The 25,851-nt window shown below is 63.9% G+C and carries 22 protein-coding genes; 12 read left to right on the top strand and 10 right to left on the bottom strand.

Annotated features, from left to right (window positions below; translation table 11 throughout):
• The first annotated feature begins 51 nt into the window (after window positions 1-51).
• Window positions 52-975, top strand: a complete 924-nt coding sequence (locus BUE15_RS05280) for a hypothetical protein (protein ID WP_073281831.1) — start codon at window positions 52-54, stop codon at window positions 973-975.
• Between the two features lie 3 nt (window positions 976-978).
• Here BUE15_RS05280 and BUE15_RS05275 read toward each other — a convergent pair whose 3' ends face one another.
• The 3 genes from BUE15_RS05275 to BUE15_RS05265 all read right to left on the bottom strand — a co-directional run bounded on the left by BUE15_RS05275 (window position 979) and on the right by BUE15_RS05265 (window position 4,645).
• Complete coding sequence (locus tag BUE15_RS05275) at window positions 979-2,358, bottom strand: MptA/MptB family glycosyltransferase (protein ID WP_073281829.1); 1,380 nt, start codon at window positions 2,356-2,358, stop codon at window positions 979-981.
• A gap of 10 nt (window positions 2,359-2,368) precedes the next feature.
• Complete coding sequence (locus BUE15_RS05270; protein ID WP_073281827.1) at window positions 2,369-3,835, bottom strand: cellulose synthase family protein; 1,467 nt, start codon at window positions 3,833-3,835, stop codon at window positions 2,369-2,371.
• Window positions 3,836-3,955: 120 nt separating this feature from the next.
• Window positions 3,956-4,645, bottom strand: coding sequence for a glycosyltransferase family 2 protein (locus BUE15_RS05265; protein ID WP_073281824.1), 690 nt, complete (start codon window positions 4,643-4,645; stop codon window positions 3,956-3,958).
• Between the two features lie 284 nt (window positions 4,646-4,929).
• On the opposite strand from BUE15_RS05265, the gene BUE15_RS05260 reads away from it, so the two are divergent.
• The 3 genes from BUE15_RS05260 (at window position 4,930) to BUE15_RS05250 (ending at window position 7,493) form a co-directional block, all read left to right on the top strand.
• A complete protein-coding gene (locus BUE15_RS05260; protein WP_073281822.1) occupies window positions 4,930-5,469 on the top strand; it encodes a hypothetical protein in 540 nt (179 codons plus the stop codon).
• A 77-nt stretch (window positions 5,470-5,546) separates the two neighbouring features.
• Window positions 5,547-6,539, top strand: coding sequence for an alpha/beta fold hydrolase (locus tag BUE15_RS05255; protein WP_073281820.1), 993 nt, complete (start codon window positions 5,547-5,549; stop codon window positions 6,537-6,539).
• 84 nt (window positions 6,540-6,623) lie between these two features.
• Window positions 6,624-7,493: a hypothetical protein gene (locus tag BUE15_RS05250; RefSeq protein ID WP_073281818.1), complete on the top strand. Its 870-nt coding sequence runs from the start codon at window positions 6,624-6,626 to the stop codon at window positions 7,491-7,493.
• 50 nt (window positions 7,494-7,543) lie between these two features.
• Here BUE15_RS05250 and BUE15_RS05245 read toward each other — a convergent pair whose 3' ends face one another.
• The 3 genes from BUE15_RS05245 to BUE15_RS05235 form a co-directional block, all read right to left on the bottom strand.
• Window positions 7,544-8,923 (bottom strand): 4Fe-4S binding protein, encoded by a 1,380-nt coding sequence (locus BUE15_RS05245; protein WP_073281816.1) that lies wholly within the window; start codon window positions 8,921-8,923, stop codon window positions 7,544-7,546.
• 90 nt (window positions 8,924-9,013) lie between these two features.
• A complete protein-coding gene (locus BUE15_RS05240) occupies window positions 9,014-9,298 on the bottom strand; it encodes a hypothetical protein (protein WP_084548839.1) in 285 nt (94 codons plus the stop codon).
• Window positions 9,299-9,343: 45 nt separating this feature from the next.
• The gene (locus BUE15_RS05235) at window positions 9,344-10,648 is read right to left on the bottom strand and encodes an NAD(P)/FAD-dependent oxidoreductase (RefSeq protein ID WP_073281814.1); all 1,305 of its coding nucleotides are present in this window, start codon (window positions 10,646-10,648) and stop codon (window positions 9,344-9,346) included.
• Window positions 10,649-10,879: 231 nt separating this feature from the next.
• Between BUE15_RS05235 and BUE15_RS05230 the strand changes: the two genes are divergently transcribed.
• Complete coding sequence (locus BUE15_RS05230; RefSeq protein ID WP_139252137.1) at window positions 10,880-11,293, top strand: hypothetical protein; 414 nt, start codon at window positions 10,880-10,882, stop codon at window positions 11,291-11,293.
• Between the two features lie 272 nt (window positions 11,294-11,565).
• Complete coding sequence (locus BUE15_RS05225; RefSeq protein ID WP_073281812.1) at window positions 11,566-12,264, top strand: carboxypeptidase-like regulatory domain-containing protein; 699 nt, start codon at window positions 11,566-11,568, stop codon at window positions 12,262-12,264.
• Between the two features lie 86 nt (window positions 12,265-12,350).
• On the opposite strand, the gene BUE15_RS05220 is transcribed toward BUE15_RS05225, so the two are convergent.
• Complete coding sequence (locus BUE15_RS05220) at window positions 12,351-13,814, bottom strand: APC family permease (protein WP_073281810.1); 1,464 nt, start codon at window positions 13,812-13,814, stop codon at window positions 12,351-12,353.
• A gap of 375 nt (window positions 13,815-14,189) precedes the next feature.
• Between BUE15_RS05220 and BUE15_RS05215 the strand changes: the two genes are divergently transcribed.
• Window positions 14,190-14,753, top strand: coding sequence for an FKBP-type peptidyl-prolyl cis-trans isomerase (locus BUE15_RS05215; protein WP_084548838.1), 564 nt, complete (start codon window positions 14,190-14,192; stop codon window positions 14,751-14,753).
• Window positions 14,754-14,942: 189 nt separating this feature from the next.
• On the opposite strand, the gene BUE15_RS05210 is transcribed toward BUE15_RS05215, so the two are convergent.
• Together BUE15_RS05210 and BUE15_RS05205 are read right to left on the bottom strand one after the other, a co-directional pair.
• Window positions 14,943-15,497, bottom strand: coding sequence for a hypothetical protein (locus BUE15_RS05210; protein ID WP_073281808.1), 555 nt, complete (start codon window positions 15,495-15,497; stop codon window positions 14,943-14,945).
• A gap of 44 nt (window positions 15,498-15,541) precedes the next feature.
• Window positions 15,542-16,144 (bottom strand): hypothetical protein, encoded by a 603-nt coding sequence (locus BUE15_RS05205; RefSeq protein ID WP_073281806.1) that lies wholly within the window; start codon window positions 16,142-16,144, stop codon window positions 15,542-15,544.
• Between the two features lie 249 nt (window positions 16,145-16,393).
• On the opposite strand from BUE15_RS05205, the gene BUE15_RS05200 reads away from it, so the two are divergent.
• Together BUE15_RS05200 and BUE15_RS05195 are read left to right on the top strand one after the other, a co-directional pair.
• Complete coding sequence (locus tag BUE15_RS05200; protein ID WP_073281804.1) at window positions 16,394-19,135, top strand: hypothetical protein; 2,742 nt, start codon at window positions 16,394-16,396, stop codon at window positions 19,133-19,135.
• 106 nt (window positions 19,136-19,241) lie between these two features.
• Window positions 19,242-20,351: an AAA family ATPase gene (locus BUE15_RS05195; RefSeq protein WP_073281961.1), complete on the top strand. Its 1,110-nt coding sequence runs from the start codon at window positions 19,242-19,244 to the stop codon at window positions 20,349-20,351.
• 75 nt (window positions 20,352-20,426) lie between these two features.
• Here BUE15_RS05195 and corA read toward each other — a convergent pair whose 3' ends face one another.
• Complete coding sequence (gene corA, locus BUE15_RS05190) at window positions 20,427-21,626, bottom strand: magnesium/cobalt transporter CorA (RefSeq protein WP_084548836.1); 1,200 nt, start codon at window positions 21,624-21,626, stop codon at window positions 20,427-20,429.
• Between the two features lie 149 nt (window positions 21,627-21,775).
• Between corA and BUE15_RS21890 the strand changes: the two genes are divergently transcribed.
• The 3 genes from BUE15_RS21890 (at window position 21,776) to BUE15_RS05175 (ending at window position 25,749) form a co-directional block, all read left to right on the top strand.
• Complete coding sequence (locus BUE15_RS21890) at window positions 21,776-23,065, top strand: MATE family efflux transporter (protein ID WP_073281802.1); 1,290 nt, start codon at window positions 21,776-21,778, stop codon at window positions 23,063-23,065.
• A gap of 76 nt (window positions 23,066-23,141) precedes the next feature.
• Window positions 23,142-24,074, top strand: coding sequence for a glycosyltransferase family 2 protein (locus BUE15_RS05180; protein WP_170865196.1), 933 nt, complete (start codon window positions 23,142-23,144; stop codon window positions 24,072-24,074).
• Between the two features lie 91 nt (window positions 24,075-24,165).
• Entirely contained in the window at window positions 24,166-25,749 is a 1,584-nt protein-coding gene (locus tag BUE15_RS05175) for a hypothetical protein (RefSeq protein ID WP_073281800.1), read from the top strand.
• Window positions 25,750-25,851 lie beyond the last annotated feature (102 nt).

The raw sequence follows: 25,851 nt of genomic DNA, 5'->3' as shown, positions 1-25,851 counted from the left end.
TGGTTGCTGGTTTGGGCGTATTATTGGCGCCCCCAACTACTCTCTTCCACCATGCCTGCCCCCGTTGTACGCCTGCTGCTAGGCGGCTGCCTGACCGCACTGCTAACGGCCTGCTCAACTCCCGGTTCTGACCAGAAGAAGCCAGCCGGTGTAGTGCCCGTATCTAAGGCGCTGCACCGGCTGGAGCCGCACTTCAACCCGCACTGGGCCATGGACAAGCTGTGGGAAGACGGACTGGCGGAAGTAGCCGTGTATGACGCCGAGCGGGTGATATACAGCCAGGCGCGGCGCTTCGAGTATGTGCAGTTGACGGTGAAGGAAGAGTTCAACCAGCAGTATCAGGTCAAGACCGATGACTACCAGCGGCCGGATCTGTTTTCGGTGATGAAAGTGAATCAGTTCTGCCGGATTCCTACTGAGCAGTACCCGTATCATTTCCTGACTTCCCTGTTTTTCCGGCGCGAAAGCCCCCTCAGGCTGCACAAGCTCACCACTTCGTCGCAGGAATGGTGCGGCACCACGTTCAAGGCGTTTCTGGACGACGGGCAGCAGTATACGGAAACCTACAACTCGTATTGGGACGGGCAGGGGGCCGGCCAGCGCCACCTGCGCCGCGACCTGCTGTTTGAGGACGCGCTGCCCTACACGCTCCGCAGCCTCCGCTTCCACGATGGGCTAACTTTTCAGGTGGCCGTGTGTGAGCTGCAGCAGACCAGCAAAGCGGCCGCGCCTGCCATATACCACGCCACAGTGAGTGTCGGGCCCGCTGCTGCAGCCGACACGGCGGAGGCTGCCTGGCAAGTGCGCGTGCGTCTGGGGGAAGGCAAGGAAAGCACCTACTGGTTTGCCCGGAAATACCCGAATGTGCTGCTGCGGCAGGCGACCTGGGACGGCCGGAATCTGCGTCTGCGCAAGCTCAGCCGCTACGCCTACTGGAGCCACCCCGCGCCGGCTGCCACGCCGGCACAGCCCTGAGCGTCAGGTGGCAGCGTCAGGAAGACGGCTGGCGCGGCGGCGCCAGTCCCACACCAACGCCAGCAGTACGCCGCCGTATTCCAGCGCCAGCAGCCATGGGTTTTCGGTGTAGGCTGTGGTTTGGTAGGCGGCGTAGGAGAGCACCGCCAGCCCCGACCAAACCAGCAGGTAGCGGTAGCGGGTGAACACGCTCAGCGCCAGCAGCGGCGTCAGGTACCACGGATGCACCACGGTAGCCAGCAAGTAGTACGCCGTGAGCAGCAGCAGCAAAGTGCGGGGCAGAGACACCCAGCTCGGGCGCTTTTCACCCAGCAGTAGCCCACCAATAACCACTATAAACGTCAGGGCCAGCGCCGGCCCGATGCGGGCAATCTGGTTGTAGCCCGTAAGCCAGTAGCCGGCCGCCCGCAGCAGATAGTAGAGGCTGGCGTTGAATTCGAAGCTGCGGAAATACAGGTCGAGGCTGCGCCCGATGTTGCGCGCCAGCTCCGCCGACACCAAGGGCAGGAACAGCAGCACGACTACCATACCGGTAAGCGCCGAAACCGCCAGAAACCGCCGCCAGCTAAGCCGCCGAAGCAGCAGCGGCAGCACCAGCAGCGGCAGCAGCTTCGTGCCGATAGCCAGGGCCAGCCCCCCCGCGGCCCCTGGCCAGCGGCCACGCACCAGCAGCCACAGCGCCAGCAGCAGAAATGTCACCACCAGCGCCTCGAAGTGCAGATTGCCGGTCAGCTCCACAACCACGAGCGGATTGAGCAGATACCACAGGGCGCGGTGCGGCGGCAGCTCAAACCGGCGCAGCAGGGCCAGCAGCAGCCCGGCAGTAGCCGCTTCGGCCAGCAGCAGCACCAGCCGCATCAGCAGCACCGCGCACTGCTCCGAAGCCGGAAACAGCCCCGATGCCAACCCGAATACCGCCTGGCACACCGGCGGATACACAGAGTAGTAATGCGGGGAGTTGAGCTTGGGGTAGAGCGTTTCCAGCTGCTGCCGCTGAGGCGCAAGCTGCCGGGCTGCCGTTTCTGCGGAGGCGCCGCGGAGTTCTTTCGCTACGGCTGCCAGCTCATCGGGCCGGTACTGGTAGGGGTTGACGCCTGCGGCCACGAGCAGCCCGTCCCAGCGGAAACGGTGGTAATCGTCGGAGAGGGCGGGGAGGGCCGGCAGCCACAGCAGCCGCAGCAGCAGCGCTGCCAGCAGCCCCGTGCGTAGCGGCAGCTTCGTTTGCAGCAGCAGCCAATACAGCCCAAACGCCACCCCAAACAGCCCGGCCAGCTGCCCAAACTCTGCCCGCGGAGTGCAGTATGCCAGCCCAATATACGCCGCCCCCGAGAGCAGCAGGGCCGGCAGGTGCACAAGTCGCCATGAGGAAACGGGCTGAGGCATAGGAGTAGCGTTACTTCCGGTGCCGGACCGAATACATGAAAATCAGGCCATAGCCGACAGTCAGCATCAGGTGGAACGGAATCAGGCCCCAGTCGCCGAAATACAGGCCCGCCCCGATACCAAATGCGAAGTACAGCGCCAGCAGCCCCTCCGTGAGCGTGAGGCCGTCGAGCAGGTCGCCGGTACGGTAGCGGCGGCCCTGCCAGCGGCCCTGGCGCCGCACCAGTCCCAGCTTGGGCGTCCGGATAAAGGCCGACTGCCGTCCGCTATAGCCCAGCAGCACGGCCCGTGCGTTGTGCAGCGTCAGCCCCATAGATACCGATAGAAACAGCAGAAACTGCGGCACGAAACGCCAGACCGGGGCCGTGGGCTTGTCGAGGCGCCACGCTGTGAAATAGTAGTAGATGAGCGGCACGAAAGCCAGCAGAAACACCGAGGCCACCCGGAGCACTGGCTTCAGCTCCGGCAAATCGGCGCGCACGAACACCAGGGGCACACTCACCAGCGCCATCAGCAGAATGGCCACGAACACCGTGCTGTTGAGCAGATGAAACGTGGCGTGCAGCTTGGTGGCCAGGCTTTCGGAGGAGCGCAGCACGGTGCGCAGGTGCTTGCGGGCGGTTTCGGCCGCGCCCTTGGTCCAGCGAAACTGCTGCGACTTCAGGGCATCAAGGGTGGCGGGCAGCTCGGCGGGCGCCACCACGTGCGGCAGGTAATGGAAGCGCCAGCCCCGCAGCTGGGCGCGGTAGCTCAGGTCCAGGTCTTCGGTAAGCGTGTCGGTGTGCCAGCCGCCGGCGTCCTCGATGCAGGTGCGCCGCCACACGCCGCCCGTCCCGTTGAAATTAATGAAATGCCCGCCGGCCGTGCGTCCTACCTGCTCCACGTGAAAGTGCGCGTTCAGCCCAAAGGCCTGCAGCTCAGTCAGCAGCGAGTACTCCTCGTTTAGATGGCCCCAGCGCGTCTGTACCACGCCCAGCCCAGCGTCTTGGAAATACGGCACCGTCCGCAACAGAAAGTCCGGCTCCGGCACAAAATCGGCGTCGAAAATGGCAATCAACTCCCCATCTGTGTGCTCCAATCCGTAGCGCAGCGCCCCGGCTTTATAGCCCTGCCGGTCGGGCCGGCGCACCTGGTCGATGTGCACGCCCAGGGCGCGGTAGTGCGCCACGCGGGCCGCCACCAGGGCCACGGTTTCATCGGTAGAGTCGTCCAGCACCTGCACGTGTAGCAGGTTCAGGGGGTAGTTGAGAGCAGCGCAGGCATCTATCAGTCGTTCAGCTACAAATACTTCGTTGTAAAGTGGCAGTTGCACGGTCACGCGGGGCCAGAAAGCCGGGGGCGCAGGCTCGGGCGGCAGGCCGCGCCGGTAAGCCTGCCGGGCCAGCCGCGTCAGCTGAAACTGGGTCAGACTGAAGCCCAGCACAAAGGCCAGGCATAGCCCGTAAAGTGCCAGCAGCGTGATTTCGAGGAAGAGCATTCAGGGAGCGTGAGAAGATGCTGGGCCCGCGTAGGGGGCGTAGTGAGCGTGCGAATCAGGAGAAAGTGAGCAGGCAAAAATAAGGGCTGCGCCGGTGCCCGCTCTCTGATCAAGGCGCCTCTACAGATAGCGGAAAATGGTCCACAGAATCTTGTAGCCCGCGCCCAGTGTGCCGCGCACCGTGCCCGATACCTTGCTGGTTCCGATGCGGCGGCGGTAGCGCACCGGCACCTCAGTATTGCGCAGTTTCAGCTTAGCGGCTTTGAGTTGCATTTCCACCGTCCAGCCGTACGTGGTGTCGGCCATGCCAATACGTTGCAGGGCTTCCCGCCGGATTGCCCGGAACGGGCCCAGGTCGGTGAAGTGCGCACCGTAGAGGCGCCGCAGCAGGGTAGTAGCCAGCCAGTTGCCGAAAATCTGCTGGGGCATCATGGAGCCGGCTTCGCGCTGGCCCAGGGCCCGCGAGCCAATAACCATGTCGGCCTCGCCGCGCAGAATGGGTGACAGCAGCAGCGGCATTTCCTCGGGGTAGTCGGAATAGTCGCCGTCCAGAAACACGATGATATCAGCCTGCTCGGCGGCGGGCCGGGCGAAGCTATGCGCCATACCGGCTAGGCAGGCGTGGCCGTAGCCGGGGCGGGGCTCGCGCAGCACCGTGGCGCCGGCCGCCCGCGCTACTTCGCCGGTGCGGTCCGTGGAGTTGTTGTCCACCACAATGACTTCGCGCACCAGTCCGGCCGGAATTTCAGCCAGCACTTTGGCAATAGACTGCTCCTCGTTGAAGGCAGGGATAATAACGTCAATCAGCATGGCAGGTGCGGCACGCAGCCGCCTGCGTTGGAGGGCAAAGAAGAACCATTAGCTACAAAGATGCACGGTTGTGTCGGGTTGCCGATGCCACGTTCATCTGCATTAGGGTTTTCTAACAACTTATAGGCGTTGGTTTCCTGTTGCGTGTACATAGGCAGCTACAGAAGCTAGTACGAGAAGTTTCAATGCGGAACGGTGTGGACTGTTTCCATGCTGGCTGCGTTCTGCTTAACGGCTATCTTTGGGCATTCATTAGACGAGTTACGGGAGCATTATTGGCAGATATGCTGCAGCGTGCCCAGCGCAGCCGGCGCATTGTGGCGCTTCAGTCGGGCAGCTCTATGTTTTTGGGGTATGTGCTCAGCTTCAACCCGGAGTTGCTGCTGCTGCGCACCATCACGCGGCAAGGACTGCTAACCGGAGTGCGCACCATCAGCCTCGATTCTGTTTCGAAGGTGCACTTCGACGACAAATACATGCGGCTGATAGAGTTCAAAGAACATAACCCCGAAACGGTGTATGGTTTGCCAGCCGCCCCCGATGGGCTTGATGCACAGTATCTGACGGTGCCGGTGCTCCTGCAAAAGGCACAGGATGTACGGCAACTGGTGCTGCTTGAAACCCACGGCGAGCATGACATATATGGCTATATCGTGCGTCTGACGGAGGATGAGCTGCTGGTAGAAGTGTATACCCAGTATGGTGAGGCCGACGGGCATACGGTGTTGGGCCTCGATGAAGTGCGAACTGTCGTCTGGAGCGACGAAGATACGCGCACGATTGAACTGCTGCTCAAGCAGAATGCAGACCGCAAAGGCGGCTGAGCTTACGGTGCCAGGATTCCGCTTGTAGCTACAAATATCCTGTTTTCCGTACAGGTTTATTCCTCAACCTATCTTCTATGTCCCGCTTGCTTCTGCTGCTGAGCCTAGTGCTGCTCATGCATCCCGGCTTCGCCCAAACCGCGCCCAACTCGCTGAACGCCACTCTCGACGGCTACAACTACCCATTTCCGGTGCGGCAGCTGCCTTTGAAGCTGGAAGACCAGGAGCTGCGCATGGCGTACATGGACGTGCCGGCCGCTGCCAGGGCCAACGGCCGCACCGTGGTGCTGCTGCACGGCAAAAACTTCTTCGGGGCGTACTGGCGTGAGACCATCAAAGCCCTTACGGCGGCCGGTTTCCGGGTAGTGGTGCCCGACCAGATTGGCTTCGGCAAGTCCGATAAGCCGGATCTGCATTATTCCTTTCACCAACTGGCCCGCAACACCAAACGCCTGCTCGATACGCTGGACGTAAAACAGGCTACCATCGTGGGGCATAGCATGGGCGGCATGCTGGCCACCCGCTTCGCGCTGCTCTACCCCGAAGCCACCGAGAAGCTGGTACTCGAAAACCCCATCGGGCTGGAGGATTACCGCGTGGGCGTGCCGTTTCAGAGCGTAGACCAGGCCGAAGCGACGGAGCGCAAAAGCACCGAGGCCAGCATCCGGAAATACCACGCCACCTATTACCCGCACGGCTACCCCAAGGCCCATGATGAATGGCTGCTGCCCTTGGCCGCCCAGACCCGCCACCCCGATTTCCCGAAAGTGGCCCGCGCCAATGCCCTCACCTTCGACATGATTTATCAGCAGCCCGTGAGTTACGAGTTCAGCCGGGTGCAGGCGCCCACGCTGCTCATCATCGGGCAGGACGACCGCACGGTAGTGGGCAAAGGCCTCATCAAAGACCCGAAAGTGCTGGCCTCTATGGGCCAGTATCCGGAGCTGGGGCGCCGCACCGCCGCGCAGATAAAAGGAGCCAAACTGGTTCCGCTGGCCGGCGTGGGGCACATACCGCACCTAGAGGCGCCGGCCGAGTTCCGGAAGGCGCTGCTGGCCTTCCTGCAGTAGAGCCGGGGCGGCGTGGCAGCAGGCCTGCGCAGTGCGCGAATGAAAACTCAGCCGTAAGTTTGCGGGCCTTTTCCGTTGTTTCGTATGCGTGCCCTTTCCCTGCGCTGGCTGCTGCCGGTGCTTCTTCTGAGTTCTATTACCGTGCACGCACAGCGCCCGGCGCCTGCCAAAGCAGCTCCCCGCAAGGCTGCGGCGCGGCCCAAGCCGGCCAAGGCTAAAGCTACAGTTCCGGCCGTTACGCAGGCCACCATCCTGAGCGTAGGTGACACGCTGGAAGGGCGCTTCACGGTGCCGCAGGTGCAGCTGCCCGATGCAGCAGTGGCGGCCCGCATCAACACCGAACTGGTGGATGCAGCCCTGGGCGAAGACCTGCAGGTGGTGCCGCTGCCCCTGACAGCCCTCACCGGCATTCAGCAGGCGCTGGCCGAGTACGCCGAGCGGGACCGGAAGGGCTTTATCGGGTGCCGCTACGAGGTGCTCTACAACGAACGGGGCCTGCTGTCGGTGGAGCTGACCTCAAACTTCCTGGGAAACTATGCTTCTTCCGTGACGCGCCATGCCACGTTTGAGCTGCGGACCGGCCGCCTGCTGGAAGTGCGCGACCTGCTGGCCGATACGCTGGCGCTGCGCCAGCGCTGGCAGGAGTCCATTAACCGCCGCGTGGCCGACCACATCAGCAAGCTGCCCGCCGAATACGCGCAGCTAGACGCGCCTATGCTGGCCGAAGTGAAGCGCCGCCTCCACTGGAACGACAGCACCCGCACGGCCCAGCTCGACGGCGACGACCCGCGCTTCTACGACTTCGCCCTCACGTCCTTCGGCCTCACGCTCTACTACGATTTTGGCTTCCCGCACGTGCTGGAGGCGCTGCAGCCGGAAACCGACTACCTGTTCAGCTACGCAACGCTCACACCGTGGCTGGAGCCTAAAGGCCTGCTCGACTTCAAGCGGTAGTTGTAGTAGATATTCAGGGAATTATACTGATAAAATAAGAGCGTCACTGACTAGTTCAGAATCCGTAGCGAGTCGGCGTGAATCAGCTGACTGACCTGGTAGCGGCCTTCGCGCGGACCATTTTCGAGGTTGAGCACGCCGCGCGGGCAGGCCGTGGAGCACAGCCCGCAGCCCACGCAGGAAGCCCGGATGATGGGCTCACCGCGCTGCGCGTATTGCTTTACGTCGATGCCCATTTCGCAGACGTTGGAGCAGTTGCCGCAGCTAATGCACTGCCCGCCGTTGGTGCTGATGCGGAACCGCGAAAAGTGTTTCTGCAGCAGCCCCAGATAGGCCGCCATCGGGCACCCGAAGCGGCACCACACCCGGTTACCCATCAGCGGGTAGAAGCCCACCCCAACTACGCCCGAAAACACCGCCCCGATAGCAAAGCCATAGGCCTTCGCCAATGGCTCTGTGATGGGCTGCAGGGCCGGCACGGCCCCCGAAGCCCCCAGCCACAGCAGCGCCGTGAGCAGCACAATGAAAGCCAGAATGGGGTAGATGATGCGCACTTCCCAGCGCCAGGCCGTGCGGCTTTTGTCGGAGAGGTGGCGGTATGGGTCGCCTGCGGTTTCGGCCAGGCCACCGCAGCCGCACACCCACGAGCAGTACCAGCGCTTTCCGAAGAAGTAAGTGAGTACCGGCGTGGCTACCAGCGACATAACGGCGCTCCAGAACACCAGAAACACACCCAGGCCCGGCCCGCCGTCCTTCAATAGGTAGTCTACGGTGCCCGGAAACAGGTACTCGTATTTTAGCGGCCAGAAGTAGGAGAAGTAGTATTCGGGCTTCTGAAACGCCAGCAGCAGCCCCGGTAGCAAAAACGCAACCCCGAGCTGAAAGAACATTACCGACACCGTGCGGATGCGCTGATACGGCGAGTGGCGATACTTCCACAGCGCCCGGCCGCCCATCACCAGCACGGCCAGCGTGTAGAACGTGCCATAGAGAAACCACTGGTCGGAGGGGCGGTGGCGCAGGGCCTGGCTGGCCGGTTCGAGGGCGTGCACCAGCTGATTGAGCGGGCCGAAATTGCCCTGCCCATCGTCGTTGCTGAACCAGTAGAGCACCACGTAGAACCCGGTGAGGACCACAGCCGTCAGCCAGGCCACGGACCCGCGGCTGGTGCTGCCGCGCAGCCACAGGTTGTTGTGCTGCACCCCGGCCGGCTGGCGCCCAAACTTGTACCAGGCCCAGCCCAGCGTGCCGCCACTTAGCAGCAGCAGCCCCAGCCAGAAGCTCAGGCGGGCCCGGCCGGCGTCGGCGTCGAAGGCCACGGTCAGCAGCGCCAGCAGCCCTAGCCCCACGGCCGTAAGCAGTGTCTTTTCGGTGGCCGAGGTTTCGGGAACCGGTGGGCGGGACAGGGTCAGGTCGGAGGAAAAATCCATAGGTTGTGTAACAGCAACTGCCCAAAACTGCTTTTTCTACGGTTTGATCAGGAACCGCAGCAGGCACTGGAGAAAACGCGGCAAGCCGGATTAATGATGGTGGTGATGGTGGCCTTCATCCGGCTTTCCGAACAGGTTCATCAGAGAGCCAACCACGTACAGCGCCGCCCAGCACACATAAAGCCAGTTGTAGCCCGGCAGTGTGCGGTTGGCAAAGAAGTGCAGAATCAGGTGGGCGCCGGCACTCATAATCAGGCCCGTCACGGCAATGAACTGGAAGCTGTTGAGGGCGCTGGGGCGGTAGAGTTTGGAGAAATCCACGGGAGTAGGAATGATGAAGTACGAAGGAATCGGCAGAAAGGCAGCGGGCCGCAACAGCCGGTTAGCTGCCTGTAATGCAGCGCAGAGGCGCCAAGGGTTTCAGTGCGTTGTGCGGAGGGCCGCGAGCTGCTGCGTGAAGGAGCGGATAATATCGGCCTCGTGGCGGCGGAAAAATTCGGGGTCGAAGTTGGCTTTGCCCAGCTGGCGCAACACTTCCTGCACCGGGGTGCCGGTCCGCAGCCAGCCTTCCCATACCTCGTGGCGCTGCCGGATGCCCATGGCATTCACACCCGTCACGGCGTGGTTCTGCGCGGGCCGGAAATTGATGCGCAGGGCCTGCCGGGCATTGGGGTGCTGCCAGTAGCACGACTCCTCCCCAAGCTCCAGTATGGCGGGCACGCGGCCGTAGGTCTGGTACTCAAGCTGAAAGAACTTGGCCGAGTTGAACCACGGCCCGCGGCGGTAGCGGGTGGGCTGCCCGCAGATGGTATGGGCCACCGTTTCGCCCTGCATCCGGCCCGTGTACCAGAGCTGCTCGATGGGCACTTCGCCAGCGGCTGGCTGCCGGAGTTGGGCACAGTCGCCGGCGGCATACACGTCGGGCGCGCTGGTTTGCAGGTACTCGTCTACCAGAATGCCCCGGTCGGTTGCAAGGGCAGGGCAGGTGGCGGCCAGGCCCAGGTTGGGCGCGACGCCGGTAGCCAGCCCCACCCACTGGCACTCGATTTCCTCGCCGGTGCTGGTGCGTACGGCCCGCACGCGGCCATCAGCGTCGCCTACTATTTCGGCCAGGCCGGTGCGGTAACGTACCTCAATCTGGTGCTGCCGCAGCTGCAGATCTACTAGTTCGGCTTCTGCCGGCGGTAGCACGGCGCCCCAGTAGTGGGCGTCGCGCACGAGCATCGTTACGGCAATGCCACGGGAGTGCAGCATTTCGGCCAGCTCAATCCCAATCAGGCCGCCGCCCACCACTACGGCGTGCCTAATACCGTGCGTATGGCGGTGCATCTGCTCCAGGTCGGGGAGGGAATACAGGCTTTGCACGCCGGTCAGGTGCTGGCCGGGCCAGTCGAAAGTGCGGCTGACGGAGCCGGTAGCCAGCAGCAGCTGGTCGTAGGCGAGGTGCGGGCCGTTGCTCAGAGCTACTGTTTTGCGGGCCGTGTCGAGGGCCGTGGCGGTAGCGTGCACCAGCTCCAGGCGGTTTTCGGGCCAGAACCAGTCGCCATAGGGCTTGATGTCCTGGGGGCGCAGGTGGCCCATGTACACGTACATCAGGGCCGTGCGGGAATAGTGGTGCGGCGTCTCGTCGGATACCAGCGTGATGCGGGCCTTGGGGCGCAGGCGGCGCACGGCCAGCGCGCAGCTGACGCCCGTAATACCATTGCCGATAATAACCAGATGCATAGCAGAGAGAAGCAGAGCAGACAAAACCCGGCCGGCGGGCAAACGTTGCAAAGGTGAGCAGAAAATGCCGCGCCGGTTCGGGCACTGCCTGGCGGCCTCCTCATACGCCGGCAGCCGGGCGGCAGGTTAGGGCAGGTGGCCGGGCAAGGCGCCCCGAAGGCGTGGCACAACCCCGCTTCGGTCTGACCGTAAGCAGAAAGGCAACCTGCATCACCTTTAATTCTCACGGCCATGATACTTGATAACCTGTTCGGTAAAGACGACCTCAACGATAAAGACAAGGAAAACAGCAAGGTCCTCGACGACAAACCGGCTGCCTACAACGAGCAGCTGGAGAAAGAGAAGGACTTCAAAGCAGACCAGAGCAACGGGAAAAGCTCCGACGATGCCACCGCCCACCGCAACCAGGGCCCCGGCGGCTACACCCAGCGCAGCGACCAGAAAGACCAGCTCGAAAACCTGCACATCGGGGGCAGCGACACCGAACCTTACGGTGCCAACGAGCACCACGACGCCGGCGAGCAGTCGCAGGGCCCGGGCTTCGAGACGGAGGGCAGCGTAGAGCTGGACCACCAGCTCCGCACCCGGGAGCAGAAATTCGGCGAAGATGCCCCCAGTGGCCCCGCCCGCCCGGTGCAGGACTAGTGCCGCACCCGCACCCGCATTGCCAGCCCCGCTTCAGCTGAAGCGGGGCTTTTTGTTTGTTGAGGGGCCGGAGAAGGGCCCGTAGTTGATGCAAAACTCAACCAGCAGCAACAGATGAGGTTAGAGGCTGGATAATTAGGATGGAATGGGACTAATCCTATATCTTTAGCAACCCATATTGAGCCTGGCTGCTGCCGGACGTGCATATTGTCCAATCCTGCTGCTCACTCCGGGGTCGTTCCACTCATTCTCCCACCTCTTCTTTTTACCGCATGCCTTCAAAATATACTCACCCTGAACCCGAAGCAAACGACAACGAGGCGTTGTTGCACGAAGAGGATTCACTCTCGTCCGGCAATAGCCGGCTGGCTATTGTAGTAGGAGCCCTGCTGCTACTGGCTATTGTGGGCTATATGTTTCTGCCGGGCTCGGGCGGGCGGCGCGTTATCACGTACGTAATGCCTTCCGTTATGCTGGGCGAGGCCAGCGTGACGGGCAGCCGCCCCGTCGAGGAAGCTGCCGCTGCCGCGCCGGTGGCCACTACCGAGAAAAAAACCGCCAAGCCCACCGCTGAAAAGGCCAGCAAGCCGGTTGTTCGTGCGTCCGTCGATGGCAAGCTGGCCACCCGCAGCGCCATCGAGTCACTTACGGCATCGGCAGAGCCGGTAGTAGAGGAGGCTGCTGCCGCGGCTCCGGAAGCTCCGGCGGCCCCGGCCAACATCACGCTTTCGGGCCGGATTCTGGACGAAAACGGCCGGCCGCTGGCGGGTGCTACCGTGCTGGTGAAAGGCTCGCGCAAAGGCACCGGCACCGATGCCAACGGCAATTACACGCTGGAAGTCCCGACCGGCGAAAACGCGCTGGTGTACGGCTACGGCGGCTACCAGGACCAGGAAGTACGCACGCGTGGCTCGCAGCCCGTTAATGTTACGCTGCTGCCCGCCGAGGGCGGCAAGCGCCGCCGCCGCTAGCAAGCAGCACAGCAGTTTTACAAAAAAGGCGGCTCCGGATACCCGGAGCCGCCTTTTTCATTAAGCCCTGACTGAGCCTTAGCCGCTTATTCCTGCTTGCTGCCGAAACGCTTGCCGAACAGGTAGTACACCGGCACGCCCAGCGCTACCAGCCCCAGGCCCAGACCAGCGTCGCGGGCCGTGGCCGGCGACACGAGCAGGATGATGCAGAAAGCCGAGGCCAGCACCACGTAGAGCAGCGGAATCACGGGGTAGCCCAGCGCCCGGTACGGCCGGGGCGCGTCGGGCCGGGTGCGGCGCAGCACGAAAATGCCGATGATGGTGATGACGTAGAACAGAATCACCGAGAACATGACGTAGTTCAGCAGCTGCCCGTAGGAGCCCGACAAGCACAGCCCGCAGGCCCAGATGCACTGCGCCCACAGTGCCACGCCCGGTACCCCAAACTTGTTGAGGCGCGCCATGCGGGGGAAAAACAGGCCGTCTTTGGCCATGGCGTAGTACGCGCGGGCGCCGCTCAGAATGATACTGTTATTGGCACCGAACGTGCTGATCATAATCAGCACGGCCATCAGGCCTGCCCCGACGCTGCCCAGGATACTGCCGGCTACGGCCGTCCCTACCCGCTCGTCGGCGGCGTACATAATGCCGCGGCTCATTACGTCGGAAGCGGCGGCGGCCGGGTCGCCGTGCAGGGGCAGCACCAGCAGATATACCAGGTTGATAAGCAGGTACAGGCCCGTTACGATACCCGTGCCAATGGCCATGCTGAGCACGATGGTGCGTTCCGGCCGCACAATTTCGTCGCCGGAGAAGCCGATGTTGTTCCAAGCGTCGGAGCTGAACAGGGAGCCGGTCATGGCCAGCCCGATGGCCCCAATCAGGCCCCAGGTGGTGAGCGGCGTGCCCTGGCCGGCGGCATCGTAGCTCACGGCATTCCACATAGCATGGAAGTTGAGACTCACGGCCTGGTCGTTGATGCCCAGCGCCAGCCCGAACAGGATGAGCAGCGCCAGCGCCACCAGCTTGGTGCTGCCGAAGATGTTGGAAATCAGCTTGCCGCCGCGTACCCCGCGCGAGTTCACCCACGTCAGCCCCACCAGCATAACGATGGCCAGGAGCATGACGGTGGAGAATTTCAGCGGCCCGATTTCGAACAGTACGTTGGCCTCCGAAAACCACGGCACCAGCACGCCCACAAACCGCGCAAACGCCACCGCCACGGCCGCAATTACGCCGGTCTGAATCACGAGAAACAACGACCAGCCGTAGAGGAAGGCCACCAGCTTGTTGTAGGCCTCGCGCAGATACACGTACTGTCCGCCTACTTTCGGGAACATGGCGGCCAGCTCGCCGTAGCTCACGGCTCCGGCCAGCGTAATAAAACCGGTTATCAGCCACACCACCAGCAGCCACCCTGCCGAGCCAACCTGCCGCGCAATGCCGGCCGACACAATAAAAATACCGGAGCCAATCATGCTGCCGGTTACAATCATGATGGCGTCAAACAGCGTAATGGCCCGCTGAAAATGGCCTTGCTTTTCGGACATAAAAGAGAAAGAAACAGGATTAGGGCCGGGAAGATAGGAGTTTGCTTTCACTGCGCCGGGCACCCATGCAACGACGTGTGGCTGCGGCATATCTTCTCCGGGTATACCCAGAACCCTGTGCGCCACCTCCGCTCCACCATTCGCCGGGCGCTGCCAGTGCCCGACGCTGACACGGTGCCGGCCACTTTTGGGCTGCTGTGAGGGCGAGGCCGGCCGTCTGATCGGGCGAAAGCGCCTACTTTTGCGACTGGCCGCCGGGTGCCCAACGGAACTAAGCGGCCAGAACCGTCCTTTCTGCTCGGTAAGACGAGAGCGGCCGGCCACCAGGCAGCAAGGCAGCTCCCGTCCTGATTTACCTGACTTTTCCTTTCTTCTATGGTGTTTCGATTCTCTTCCCCGGTGCTTGCTTCTGCATCCCGTAAAGCCGGAAGCGCACTGCTTCTGCTGGCTCCCCTGTTTTTTGCGGCCTGCAACGGCTCCGACATTGATATCGACGAGCTGAACGCGCAGGCCCTGAAGCGGCAGAAGCAGGTGCGCCAGGCCGATTCGCTGGCCATCACCAAATACATTGCCGATAGCAGCTTCATGGCCAGCCGCCAGCCCTCGGGCCTGTACATCGTGCGCAAAGTGGCCGGCACCGGCGACCAGCCCCGCCCCAACCAAGTGGTGTCGGTGGTGTACCGGGGCACGCTGCTCAACAATGTGCAGTTCGATAAATCCAGCATCGGGCCCGATGGAAACCCGGTTCCCATCAGCTTCGCCATTGGTACGGGCCGCGTAATTGCGGGCTGGGAAGAAGGCATTGGCCTGATGCGCAAGGGCGAAAAAGCCATTCTGCTGATTCCGTCGGAGCTGGCGTACGGCCCCAAAGGAGCGGGCAACGTCATTCCGCCCGATGCTCCGCTGCGCTTCGACGTAGAGCTGACCAACATCCAGTAACAGCTCATAGGAAAAGCCCGGCGAGGCAGTTCAGGGAATGCCTGAACTGCTGCGCCGGGCTTTTGTGTGCCTTTCAGGAAAGGAAGCCTGCTGAGTGTTCTGCTGCTGGCTGAGAGGAAGAGCGTTGCGGCGGCAGTGGTTTCAGTTGGCTGCGCGAGTTACTGGAAACGGAGCCGGCCGCGCGCCGGGCTAGAATTCGCTCCGGTCGTACCAGCTGCGCATGCGCCACGGGTCACCTTTTTGCTTGCGCACCAGCACCAGCCGCGCCGAGCCTGCCCCCTGAAACAGCTGGTTGTCGCGCTGCTCAATGGTGAGTTGAAACGACCGTTCCACGTACACCAGCGTATCGGAGTACAGCGTATCGGTGGTGGGCAGGTACTGCGTCCATTGCAGATTGGCCGTGCGCGCGGCCCGGAACAGCTTGTAGGTGGTAGATATTTCCACGTCGCGGTTCCAGGTGCGGTCCAAGTTGGCCGCAAAGTCCCGGTACGTGAACGTAAAGCGCCGGTCGAGGAGCTGGCCATACAGGGTGGAGTCGCGCAGCTGGTAGGCACTGCGGAACCGGTCGAAGAAGCCGCGCACAGTCACGGGGTTGCCCAGCAGCTGGTTGGGGTCGGCGGGCATATCGTCGAGGCCCGGCGCAAATGGGTTGCAGCCCGCCAGTACGGCCCCAACAGCCAGGCCGCCACCTACAATGCGGGCACGGCGACGAGCAAGCGGTGCAGAAGGCAGCAGATCGGGCATGGCAGAAGTAGAGCGGCGGAGGGCAGCTTGGCGGCGTAGCGGCGTTAATTGCGAATAAAGTACTTTTTCAGGTCGGTCCAGCTCATGGTGCCGGAAGTGCGCTGGTCGCGCCAGCTGGCTATTTTCCACTCGTTGTTGCGGCGGCGCACCAGCAGCCGGATGTTGCCTTCCAGCACCGTAGCCCGAAATGCTGTGTCCGACTGCACAATCCGAAGCTGATACAGCGCTGACACTTCCGCCGAATCAGCCGTGAAAAACTGGTCGCGGCGGCTGCTGAGCGTGAGCTGGTTCTGGCCGGTGGCAGACGAGCGGCGGCGCAGCCCGCTGAGGTAGTCGCGCTCCTCGTTCACGCTCCAGTTGGCAAATAGGGTAGTGGCGGTGCCGGCGGAGGAGGGGTCGGGGATGAAGCGGTACTGCGGCCCCGTAAACGTGCGCTCGTAGTTCACCACGTTCAGCGTTTGCACGGCCGTCGTGAAGTTGGCGAGCAGAATATCAATCTGGGTAGGCGGCAGCCAGTCGCTGGCGGCGGCGGCGGGTTCCGGGTCGCGCAGCTCGAAGCAGCCCGTCAGGAGCAGGAGTGGAGCGCAGGCCAGGCTTCCGGCCCGGGCTACGCTTCGGCTCAGGTGGCGCGCAAAGCCCTTTTGCAAACGTTCGGAGCAGCGCGTCGCCAACGGTTTCCATCGTAAAGCCATGCCCTGAAGGTAAGCAGTTTCGCGCGGAGCTGTACTGCGGGTGCTGGCCTTTTTGGTTTGGATTTCAAGCTGGACCTGGCGGGAAACTTCTACTTCTGCCAGCCAAAAGCAGCCTTTTGGCCGCTGCCAGCCGTATTACGGTCGGGGTTTCCGTTGCCTGCCTGCGAATAGCTATTTTTGCCGCCCGCCCTCCGGCACCTCTGCATGTCCAAAAAGCTACTGGTATTTCTTACGGGTTTGTTTCTGCTGGCGTCGCTGGCGTCGTACGTGTACTACCGTCGCACCGTGGCGGCCGTGCCCGTTGACCCCTGGGAGCTGGTGCCCGACGATGCCGTGCTGGTAGCGGCCACCCGCGACCATCCTACGCTGGTGCGCCACCTCAAGGAAACCCAGGTCTGGGACAACCTGACGGCGGTACGCTACTTTCAGGGGCTGGAAAACACCGTGGTGCTGATTGACAGCCTCACCGGCTCGCGCAACGTGGTGATGCGCTTTCTGGGCCGCAAAAACGTGCTGACTTCGGTGCACGTTACGGGAAAAGGCCATTTTGATGTGTTGCTGCAGCTGCCCATCGGGAGCGTGCGCGAGTACCGGCAGGTGCGTAGCCTGGTAGATGCGCTGAGCCGCGACCCGCAGTTCCGGGTCCGAAGGCGTGACTATGAGGGCCGGCTGCTCATCGAAATAAGCGAGGTGGGAACCGGCCGGGGCGTCACGTTCCTCAACTACCGCAACCACTTGGTGATGAGCCCCAACCCGGGGCTGGTGGAGGCCGTGGTGCGCCGCCTGGCCGGGCCCGGGCAGCCCAGCGTGGCGGCCGATTTTCAGAACACCGACTTCTTTCGCCTGCGCGACGTAGATGCCACGCTGCTGGTCAATTATCGGCGTCTGCCGCAGTTGCTGGGCGTTTTCTTCCGCCCCGACATCGTACCCGGAATCGGGAGCGTGACCAGCCTGGCCGGCAATGGGCAGCTGGAAATGAAGCTGGCCGGCAACAAGGTCGTTTTCAATGGGTTTGCTAATCCGGAAACGGCCGGTGGCAGCCTGCACGAGCGGCTGCGCGGCCAGCCCGCCCGGCGCCTGCGCATGGCCGATGTGCTGAGCCTGCGCACGGCGCTGCTGGTGCATCTGGGCATCGGGGAGGCCCGTGTGCTGCGCGGCGCCCGCCCCGCTACCCCCGCCGATTCGCTGAGTCCGGCCCTGGCGCCGCTGCTCGACAGCCTGACGGCCGGCATGAGTGCCGAGGCGGCGCTGGCCTATATGGCGCCGGCTTCGGCCCGCGTGAGTCCGGGGCGGCTGGCCCTGGTCTGGTGCGCCCGGCCGGGGCAGCAGGCGGTGCTGCTGGGCCAGCTGCGGCGGGCGGTGGGTGCCAGCCCTTCGTTTGAGCGGGTGGGCGCTTATCAGATGCATCAAATGGGTGTACCGGAGCTGCCGGCGCGCCTGCTGGGGCCGCTGTTTGCCGGCTTCCGGCAGCCGGTGGCGGCAGTGGTCGGCAACTACGTGGTGTTCGGCGATGATGCGGCGGCGTTGCGGGGCTGGCTGCAGGACGTAGGAGCGGGGCAGGTGTGGGCCCGCTCGCCCACGCAGGTATCTTTCCTGCAGGAAACGCAGCCGCTGGCCCGCCTGAGCGTGGTACTGGACACGCGCAACGCCTGGAACCTGCTGCTGCGGGGCCTGGTGGAAGAGCGCCGGGCCGGACTGCTGCGCAATGAGTCGTTGTTTAAGCGCTTTCCGCAGGTGGCCCTGCAATTTGTGCCCGCCGCCAACGAAGCCGAGGCCGGGGCTCAGTACTTCACCCAGCTGCTGCTGCGCCACCCGCTGGTAGGGCCGGCCGTAGCCCGCCCGCAGGGCAGCATTGGCACCGGCAGCGTGCTGTCGTTCAAGACGCCGCTGGCCGGCTCTCCGACGCTGGTATCGGTAACCGGGGCGGCCCGGCCCGGTGTGCTGGTGCAGGATGCGGCCCAGGTGCTGCACTACGTCACCCCCGAAAACGTGGTGGCCTGGTCGGATACGTTGCCCGGCCCGCTCGTGGGGCGGGTGCAGCGCCAGACGGTAGGCGGGCGCCTGGGCTACTTGCTGGCCACGGCTACCCAGCTTCATTTTCTGGATGAGCAGGGCCGCTCCACGCCAACCTTCCCGCTCAATCTGCCCGACTCGGTGCGGGCCAGCGGCCTGAGCGTGTCGCCGGTGGGGGCATCCGGGGTGCCGCGCCTGCTGGTAGCGGGCGGCGGCGGCAACCTGTTTCTCTACGACACCAAAGGCAACACCTACCCCAACTGGCTGCCCAAGCGCCTCGATTTCAACCTGGCCGCGCCGCCGCTCTATCTGGTGGTAGGGGGCCGCGACGTGCTGGTGGTGCTGCTCGAAAACGGCTACGTGTATGCCTTCGACCAGCAGGGCGGCGTGTATCCGGGCTTCCCGATTAGCCTGGGGGCACGGCTGCAGAGCGAGGCGCTGGCCGAAACCGTAGGCCCGACGCTCAACCGCACCCGTATTACGGTGGTGAACCAGCACGGTGAGCGGGTGACGTTTTCGCTGGCCGGCGACGTGGTGACCCGCAGCCGGGTAGCCACTTGGAGCCGGAACTCGGTGTTCCGGCTCATCCCCGACCAGCGGCGGCGCTCCTACGTGGTGGCCCGCGAAGAGGGCGGGCAACTGGATCTGTTTGACCCCACCGGCCGGCGGCTGCTGAGCCAGAAATTCCTGACTTCCGGCCAAAAGCCCGTGCAGTTTTTCGATTTCGGGGCGGAGCAGCGGGTGTATGTGCTGACGGAGCCCGGCCCCGGCAAGGCCTACGTATACGACCGGCTGGGCCGGCTGCTGGGGGGCCAGCCCTTCGACAGCAGCGCCCCGGAAATCGGGCTCGATTACGAAGCCGCTACCAAAACCTACCACCTCTACCGCACCACCGGCACTGAGCTGCGCCGTACGGCCCTGGAGCTCAAGTAGGCGCGCTGCCCGAAGTGTTGGCAAACCGCTTACCTTCGGCCCGGCATCGGAACCTCGGGTGCTGCCCGGCTGCCGCACCCCTGGCCGCCGCCAACTGCTTTTTCGCTTGAATCCTTCTGCTACTTCCGCGTTCCGCTGGCCTATTGGCCTGATTGTGGGCAAGTTTCTGCCTTTTCATAAAGGCCATCAGCTGCTGCTGGAGCAGGCGGCTGCGCAGGTCCAGGACCTGTATGTGCTGGTGTATTCCAACCCCGATCCGGCCACCATGGATTCGGAAACCCGGGCGGGCTGGATCCGGCAGATTTACACGGCCGCCGGGGCTGAGCCGGGCACGCCGCCGCGCATCGGGGAAACCGTGCTGCATGTAGTGGCGCTGCCCGTGGGCCAGCTGCCTGTGCCGCCTAACGACGCCGCCGACTATACCCAGCGGGAGTTTGTGCGGCGCTGGCTCCGGCAGCAGCCCCTGCAGCCCGATGTAGTGTTTGCCTCCGAGCAGTACGGGCCCGGCTTTGCCGCCCATATCGGGGCCGCGTATGTGGCCGTCGACCCGCCCCGGACTCGGGTGCCCATATCCGGTACCCGAATTCGGGAGGACCTGTACGGGCACGCGGAGTTTCTGCATCCGGTGGTGCAGGCGCACTTTCACTCGGCGCAGTTTATCCGCAAGATTGTGTTGATGGGAGCCGAAAGCACCGGCAAATCGACCCTGAGCAAGGCGCTGGCTTCGGCCTACAGCACCGTGTGGGTGCATGAGTACGGCCGCACCCTGCACGAGGAAAAAAACGGCGCCACCGACTTCGACGACCTGCTCTACATTGCGCATCGCCACCGCGAGCTGGAAGACGAGGCCGTGCCGTATGCGCGCCATTTCCTGTTCGTGGACACCAATGCCGCGACTACCGCGCAGTTTTCTTACTTCTACTACGCCCGGTGCGCCCCCGAACTGCTGGCGCTGGCCGCCGAGTGCCGGCAACGCTACTTCCACACCTTCCTCTGCGCCCCCGATATTCCGTATGAAGACGACGGCTGGCGCGACCCGGAAGCCCTGCGCGACTTCCACCACGGCATGGTGGCCATGCAGCTCGACATGCTCCAGATTCCGTACACGCTGCTGACGGGCACCGTGGAGGAGCGCCTGGAGCAGGTATACGCCGTGCTGGGCCAGCCCCACCACGCTGCCAGCGCAACCGCCGCCGACCCGCGCAAATGGGGCTAAAGCTGGAGTGGCGGGGTTGGAGGATTGCAAGATTTGCTAATACACCAACCCCCGCCACTCCACCACTCCACCAACTCACCGGTTCGTCAGCCAGCCTTTGCGGTAGAAGTAAACAAGCTGTACGACCACAATGCCAGCCAGAATTCCCAGCAGAACTGGGTAGCCCCAGGGGCTGTAGAGCTCGGGCATATTGAGGTAGTTGATGCCGCCGTGCGGGTTTTCGCGCTGAAAATTCATGCCGTACAAACCCACCACGAAGCTGAGCGGAATGAAGATGGAGCTGATGATGGTCAGCACCTTCATAACCTCGTTCATGCGGTTGTTCTGGTTCGACATAAACAGGTCCACGAGGCTGCTGACCGATTCGCGGTAGCTTTCGGCCAGGTCCAGGGCCTGAATAGCGTGGTCGTAACAGTCGCGGAAGTACACTTTCATGTCGTCGGGCACGATGTCTTCGGGCATGCGCAGAATTTCGGCAATCTTCTCGCGCTCCGGGTACACAAACCGGCGGAAGCGGATAATATCCTTTTTCATGCGCAGAATGCGGCCCAGCACCCGCCGGTCGGGGCGGTCCTGCAAGATCCGGTCTTCCAGCCGCTCAATATAGTCGCCGATGGCGGCCATGGTAGGGTAGTACTGGTCGAGCACCACGTCGGTGAGGGCGTAGGCCAGGTACAGCGGCGGCTTGCGCTTGATCTGGCTGTAGCCCGAGCGAAGCCGGTTGCGTACCGGGTCGAGGCAATCCTCGTAGTCGTCCTGGAACGTGAGCACGTAGTTAGTGCCGGTGAAGATGGAAAACTGGTCGTCGTCGATTTCGAACAGCTTCGAAAACTCCGTCATGCGCGACACCAGAAACAGCCGGTTGTCGCCGAATACGTCCACTTTCGCCCGCTGGTAGTCGCCGAGTACGTCTTCCATTTGCAGCGGATGCAGCTCAAAATCCCGCATAAACTGCTCCATCAGAGGCAGGTCGTCGTAGCCGCGCACGTCTATCCAGTGGCGCAGCTCCGGATGAGCGGAGAAAAACGTCCAGAGCTCCTGGTAGTCCGCATACTCACGCTCGGTGTGCGAGTCCTCGTCGTATGACATCATGAACAGGCGCGGCCGCAAAGAGCCGGGCCGGATGGTGAGCGTGCCGGGGCGCTGGCCCACATGGGCCTCCCGGGCCAGCTGCGTATCGGCGTGGTCGGCAATAGAGCTGTGTTTCTCGTCGTCGGGATGCACCGGAGCCGGTTCAACAGCCGGCTCGGCGAGGGGAAGGGCAGAAGAGTCCATAGAAAAGGGGAAAGCCGGGCCAATGTACGGCAGAAGCCGCCCCGGGGCTACACAACTCCACGGCGGATTGGCTTCTGCGGGTCTGCCGCGCCAGCCCAGGCTAGTAGGCTCGGGGCGGCACTGCCGCAGCTTCCGCTACTTTTGCAGCCATGCGCCCCACCGAAATGCCAGCCGCCCCGGAAACTGCCGCCTCGCCGGGAGTAGGCCGTTTCGTACGCGGCTCCCTGGGGTCGGGGGCAGCGGTAGTGGCCCGGGCGGCCGGGGCGGTGCTGCTCAATAAGCTGCTGGCCGTGTACGGCGGGCCGGGCGGCCTCACGCTGCTGGCGCACTTCCAGAATCTGATGGCCCTGTTCACGACGCTGCCCAACGATGGCACGCACGTAGGGCTGGTGAAGTATCTGGCGCCGCTGCGGCCGGGGGCGGGCCGCTACCGTGCCTGGCTGGGAGCCGCCATTGTCCTGAACGGTGCTTCGCTGTTGCTGGGGCTGCTGGCGCTGCTGCTGGCGCCCGGGCCGCTGGTAGGGGTGTTCGGGCCCACGCTGGGTTGGGTTGCTATGTTCGGTTTGGGTATTGCGCTGCTCACGGCCTATGCGCTGCTGGGGGCCGTGCTGCTGGCCGCGGGCCGCCTGCGCGCCTACATCGGCCTGACCGTGACGCTGAGCCTGCTGGGGCTGGCAGCCGTGGGGGCCGTGCTGGCAGCGGGCGGCGCTGCTACTACGGCGCTGCTGGCGTATCTGCTGGCGCAGGGCGCTACCGTGCTGCCCGCCGGCGTGCTGGCCGGGCGGGCCGGCCTGCTGCCGGTGCTCCGGGGGAAAATCAGTCCGGCGGCGCTAGGGGGCCTGGGCCGGTTTCTGCTGATGGCGGTGGGGCTGCTGCTGTTTGGGAAGGCCGTGGATTTTGCGGTGCGGGAGTTGCTCATCCGGCAGTTCAGCCTTGCCCAAACCGACCTCTGGCAGGCGGTAGCCAAGCTTTCCGACAACTATACTATGGTGATGACGGCCGTCATGAGCAGCGTGTATTATCCGAGGCTGGCGGCTTTGGCGGCGCGGCCCGCCGAGCAGCGGGCCTGGGTGCGGACGGTGCTGCGCCTGCTGGTGCCGCTGCTGGCGGCCGGGCTGGCGCTGCTGTACGTGCTGCGCCATTGGCTGCTGCCGCTGCTTTTCGAGGCTCGGTTTGGGGCCGCTGAGAGTCTGCTGGGTCCGCAGCTGCTCGCCGACTGGCTGCGGTTTGTGGCCTGGCCGCTGGTGATGGTGCTGACGGCGCAGGCCCGGGTGGGGCGCTACGTGCTGCTGCAGGCGGTTTCGGCGGTGCTGTATGCCGGGGCGCTGGCGCTGCTGCTGCCGCGGCTGGGGCTGCTGGGCGCCGTGTGGGCGTCGGCGCTGCGCCATGCGTTGCTGCTGCTCTGGTGCGGCTGGTATTTCCGGCGATACTGGCGCTGAGGCGCGGGCGACTACCCTGTGGCTGTGTTGCCAACTGCCGCCGTGTACTTTTACGTTCTCAACCTGCCCTTTCTGTATGCCCGCTCCCGATTCGCTGCCGCTGGTGACCATAGTAGCCCTGTGCCACAACCACGCCCGCTTTCTGCGTCCTGCCCTCGATTCTATTCTGGCCCAGACGTATCCGAACTTGGAGGTGTTTCTGGTGGATGATGGCAGCTCCGATGATAGTGTGGCGGTGCTGCGGGAGTACGCAGCGGCGCATCCGGCGTGGCACACCGTGTTTCTGCCCGAAAACATCGGCAATTGCGCGGCTTTCAACCGGGCTTTCTTCCAGAGCCGGGGCGAGTTCGTCATCGACTTTGCCACCGACGATATTCTGCTGCCCACGCGCGTAGCCCGGCAGGTAGCGTACTTTCAGGAACTCGATGCCAGCTACGGCATGCTCTACGGCAACCTGGAGCTGCTCAGCGAAGACGGCCGGTTTCAGCGCCTGCACCACCGGCCCGATGCGAAAGGCCGGCTGCAGCCTTTTCCGGCCGCGGGCTGGGTGTTTGAGGAGGTGCTGCGGCGCTTCTTCATCAGTGCGCCTTCCATGATGATGCGCCGGGCCACGCTGCTGGAGCTGGGCGGCTACGACGAAACCCTGACGTATGAGGATTTCGACTTCTGGGTGCGGGCGTCCCGCAACTGGCAGTTTGCCTATCAGGATGAGGTGCTGACGCAGAAACGGCTGCACCCGCGTTCCAAATCGGCCCAGAGCTACCGCCCCCACGACCCTTTCATCGAGTCTACTATGCAGATCTGCCGGAAGGCGGCGGCGCTGTGCCGCACTGCTTCCGAGTGGGAGGCGCTCCGGGTGCGCCTGCGCTGGGAGATGCGCCAGGCCGCCCGGTTCGGCAGTATTCCGCAGGCCCGGCAGCTGTATGCGCTGCTGCGCGAAATTGGGGGCGCCGGCTGGGTAGAGCATGGTATTGCGGCCTGGCTGCGGGTCCGCCACCCACGAGCGTAGCCTGCACCCAACAGCTTTGTTCCCTGCTTGCCGGCTAAGCCGGTAGGATTGCCCCTGAACGTCTCCGCTTTCCTCACTCTATTAAGTGCGTATGTCCGGTAAGTTGTTTCGCCGTGTGCTGCTGCCCGCGCTGCTGTTGCTGGCGGTGGGCTATGGGCTGGGCGGCTACTTCGAAACCAACGACGACGCGGCTATTATACTGCTGCTGCGCGGTACGGCTGCTGCCGCGCCGGTCACCAACCTGCACCTCTATTTTCACGGGCTGAGCGCAGTGCTGGCCTGGCTCTACGAAGCCGCTCCGGCCTGGCCCTGGTACGCCTTGCTGCTGTATGGGCTGCTGTACGTGGCCACGGCCGGCGCCTTCACCGTGCTGGACCGGCTGCTGACGCCCCGGCTGCCCGCCGGCTTGGGCACAGCGCTGCTCGTGCTGTTTTTCCTTACGGCCTGGCTGGAACATGGCTTCTGGTTCAACTACGTGCGGGTTGCTATTCTGCTGGCCGGGGTAGGAGTGCTGCTGGCCGCGCAGCGGCCCGCCAGCCGGTTGGCGCTGGTGCTGGGGCTGCTGGCGTTCGGCGTAGGCTGGCTGATCAGGCCCAGTGCGGCCGTGCTGGGGCTGCTGGCCGTTGTGCCGGGGGCATGGTGGCTGAGCGGCCGGCGCAGCCTGCCGGCGCTGGCCGGTGCGGCCGGCCTGGCCCTGCTGGGCGCGGCCCTGCTCAGTGGCACGCGCAGCCCGCAGTCTGCCGCCTACCGCCAGCTCGACGTGCTCAAGTCCAACCTCAACGACTACCAGCTCTACCGCCCCTTGCCCCGCACCGCAGCGGATAGCCTGGGCATTGCGGCCGTGCAGAACTGGCTGCTCTCCGACTCCACGCTCACCAACGAAGCGCTGTTCCAACGGGCCGGTACCCTGCACCTGCCGTTCTTTCTGCAGCATACGGCCCCGGCCAAACTCGCCCAGGTGCTGCGGCAACTCCCCCGCGACTATTTTCCGGTGCTACTGCTGCAGGGGGCGCTGCTGGTGCTGGCAGCAGGGCAGGGGCACCACCGCAGCTTCTGGCTGGTGCAGTTTGCCTACATCGTGGCGCTGCTGGCGTTGGGAGCCGTGCTGAAGCTGCCGCCCCGCCTGGCGCTGCCGCTGCTGAACTGCTGGGCGTTGAGCAGTCTGGTGTATGTATTCCGGGCGGACGGCGTGCCGGATGCCCGCCGGGCTGCCCTGGTGGTGCTGGCCGTGTTGGTGGTGGCTGCCGTGCCGTATATGCTCAAAACCCTGCACCGCCGCCAGGTGCTGCTGGCCGAGCAGCAAACCAACAACAGGTTGCGCCGGGAGCAGGCCCAATCTGCCGGCCTGCTCGTGACGGACTTTTTGCCCTACAAATCCGCCAACGCATTCCACAACCCCGATTCGCAGCCCGCGCGCATGCTGCTGCTGGCCGGTTGGACCTCGGCCGATCCGTCGCAGACCCGGTGGCGCCAAGCGCTGACCGGCACCCGCTTCTTTCCCGAAAGTCTGCAGCGGCTGGGGCCGCGTGGCGCGGCCGTGCGGTGGTTCCTGACGCCGGCCGGAGCCGCGGTGCTGAACCGGCAGCTCCGGGCGCAATTGCCCGGCTCCACCTGGCAGTTGGTGGCCGCCGATAGTACCCAGACGGAAGCTCAGGCGTACATTTTGCGTAAATAAGAGGCGCTACGGCCGAAAAGGCCAAAATTTTATAAGCCCACTATAGGACTTATTCAACTTCATACGGGGTAGTAAGTATATACCTTTGGAGTTAAGTTCTCC

The sequence above is a fragment of the Hymenobacter psychrotolerans DSM 18569 genome (genome assembly GCF_900142395.1).
Taxonomy (GTDB): Bacteria; Bacteroidota; Bacteroidia; order Cytophagales; family Hymenobacteraceae; genus Hymenobacter; species Hymenobacter psychrotolerans.
The sequence above is the reverse complement of the archived record's forward strand: the minus strand, read 5'-3'. Positions and strand labels throughout refer to the sequence as shown.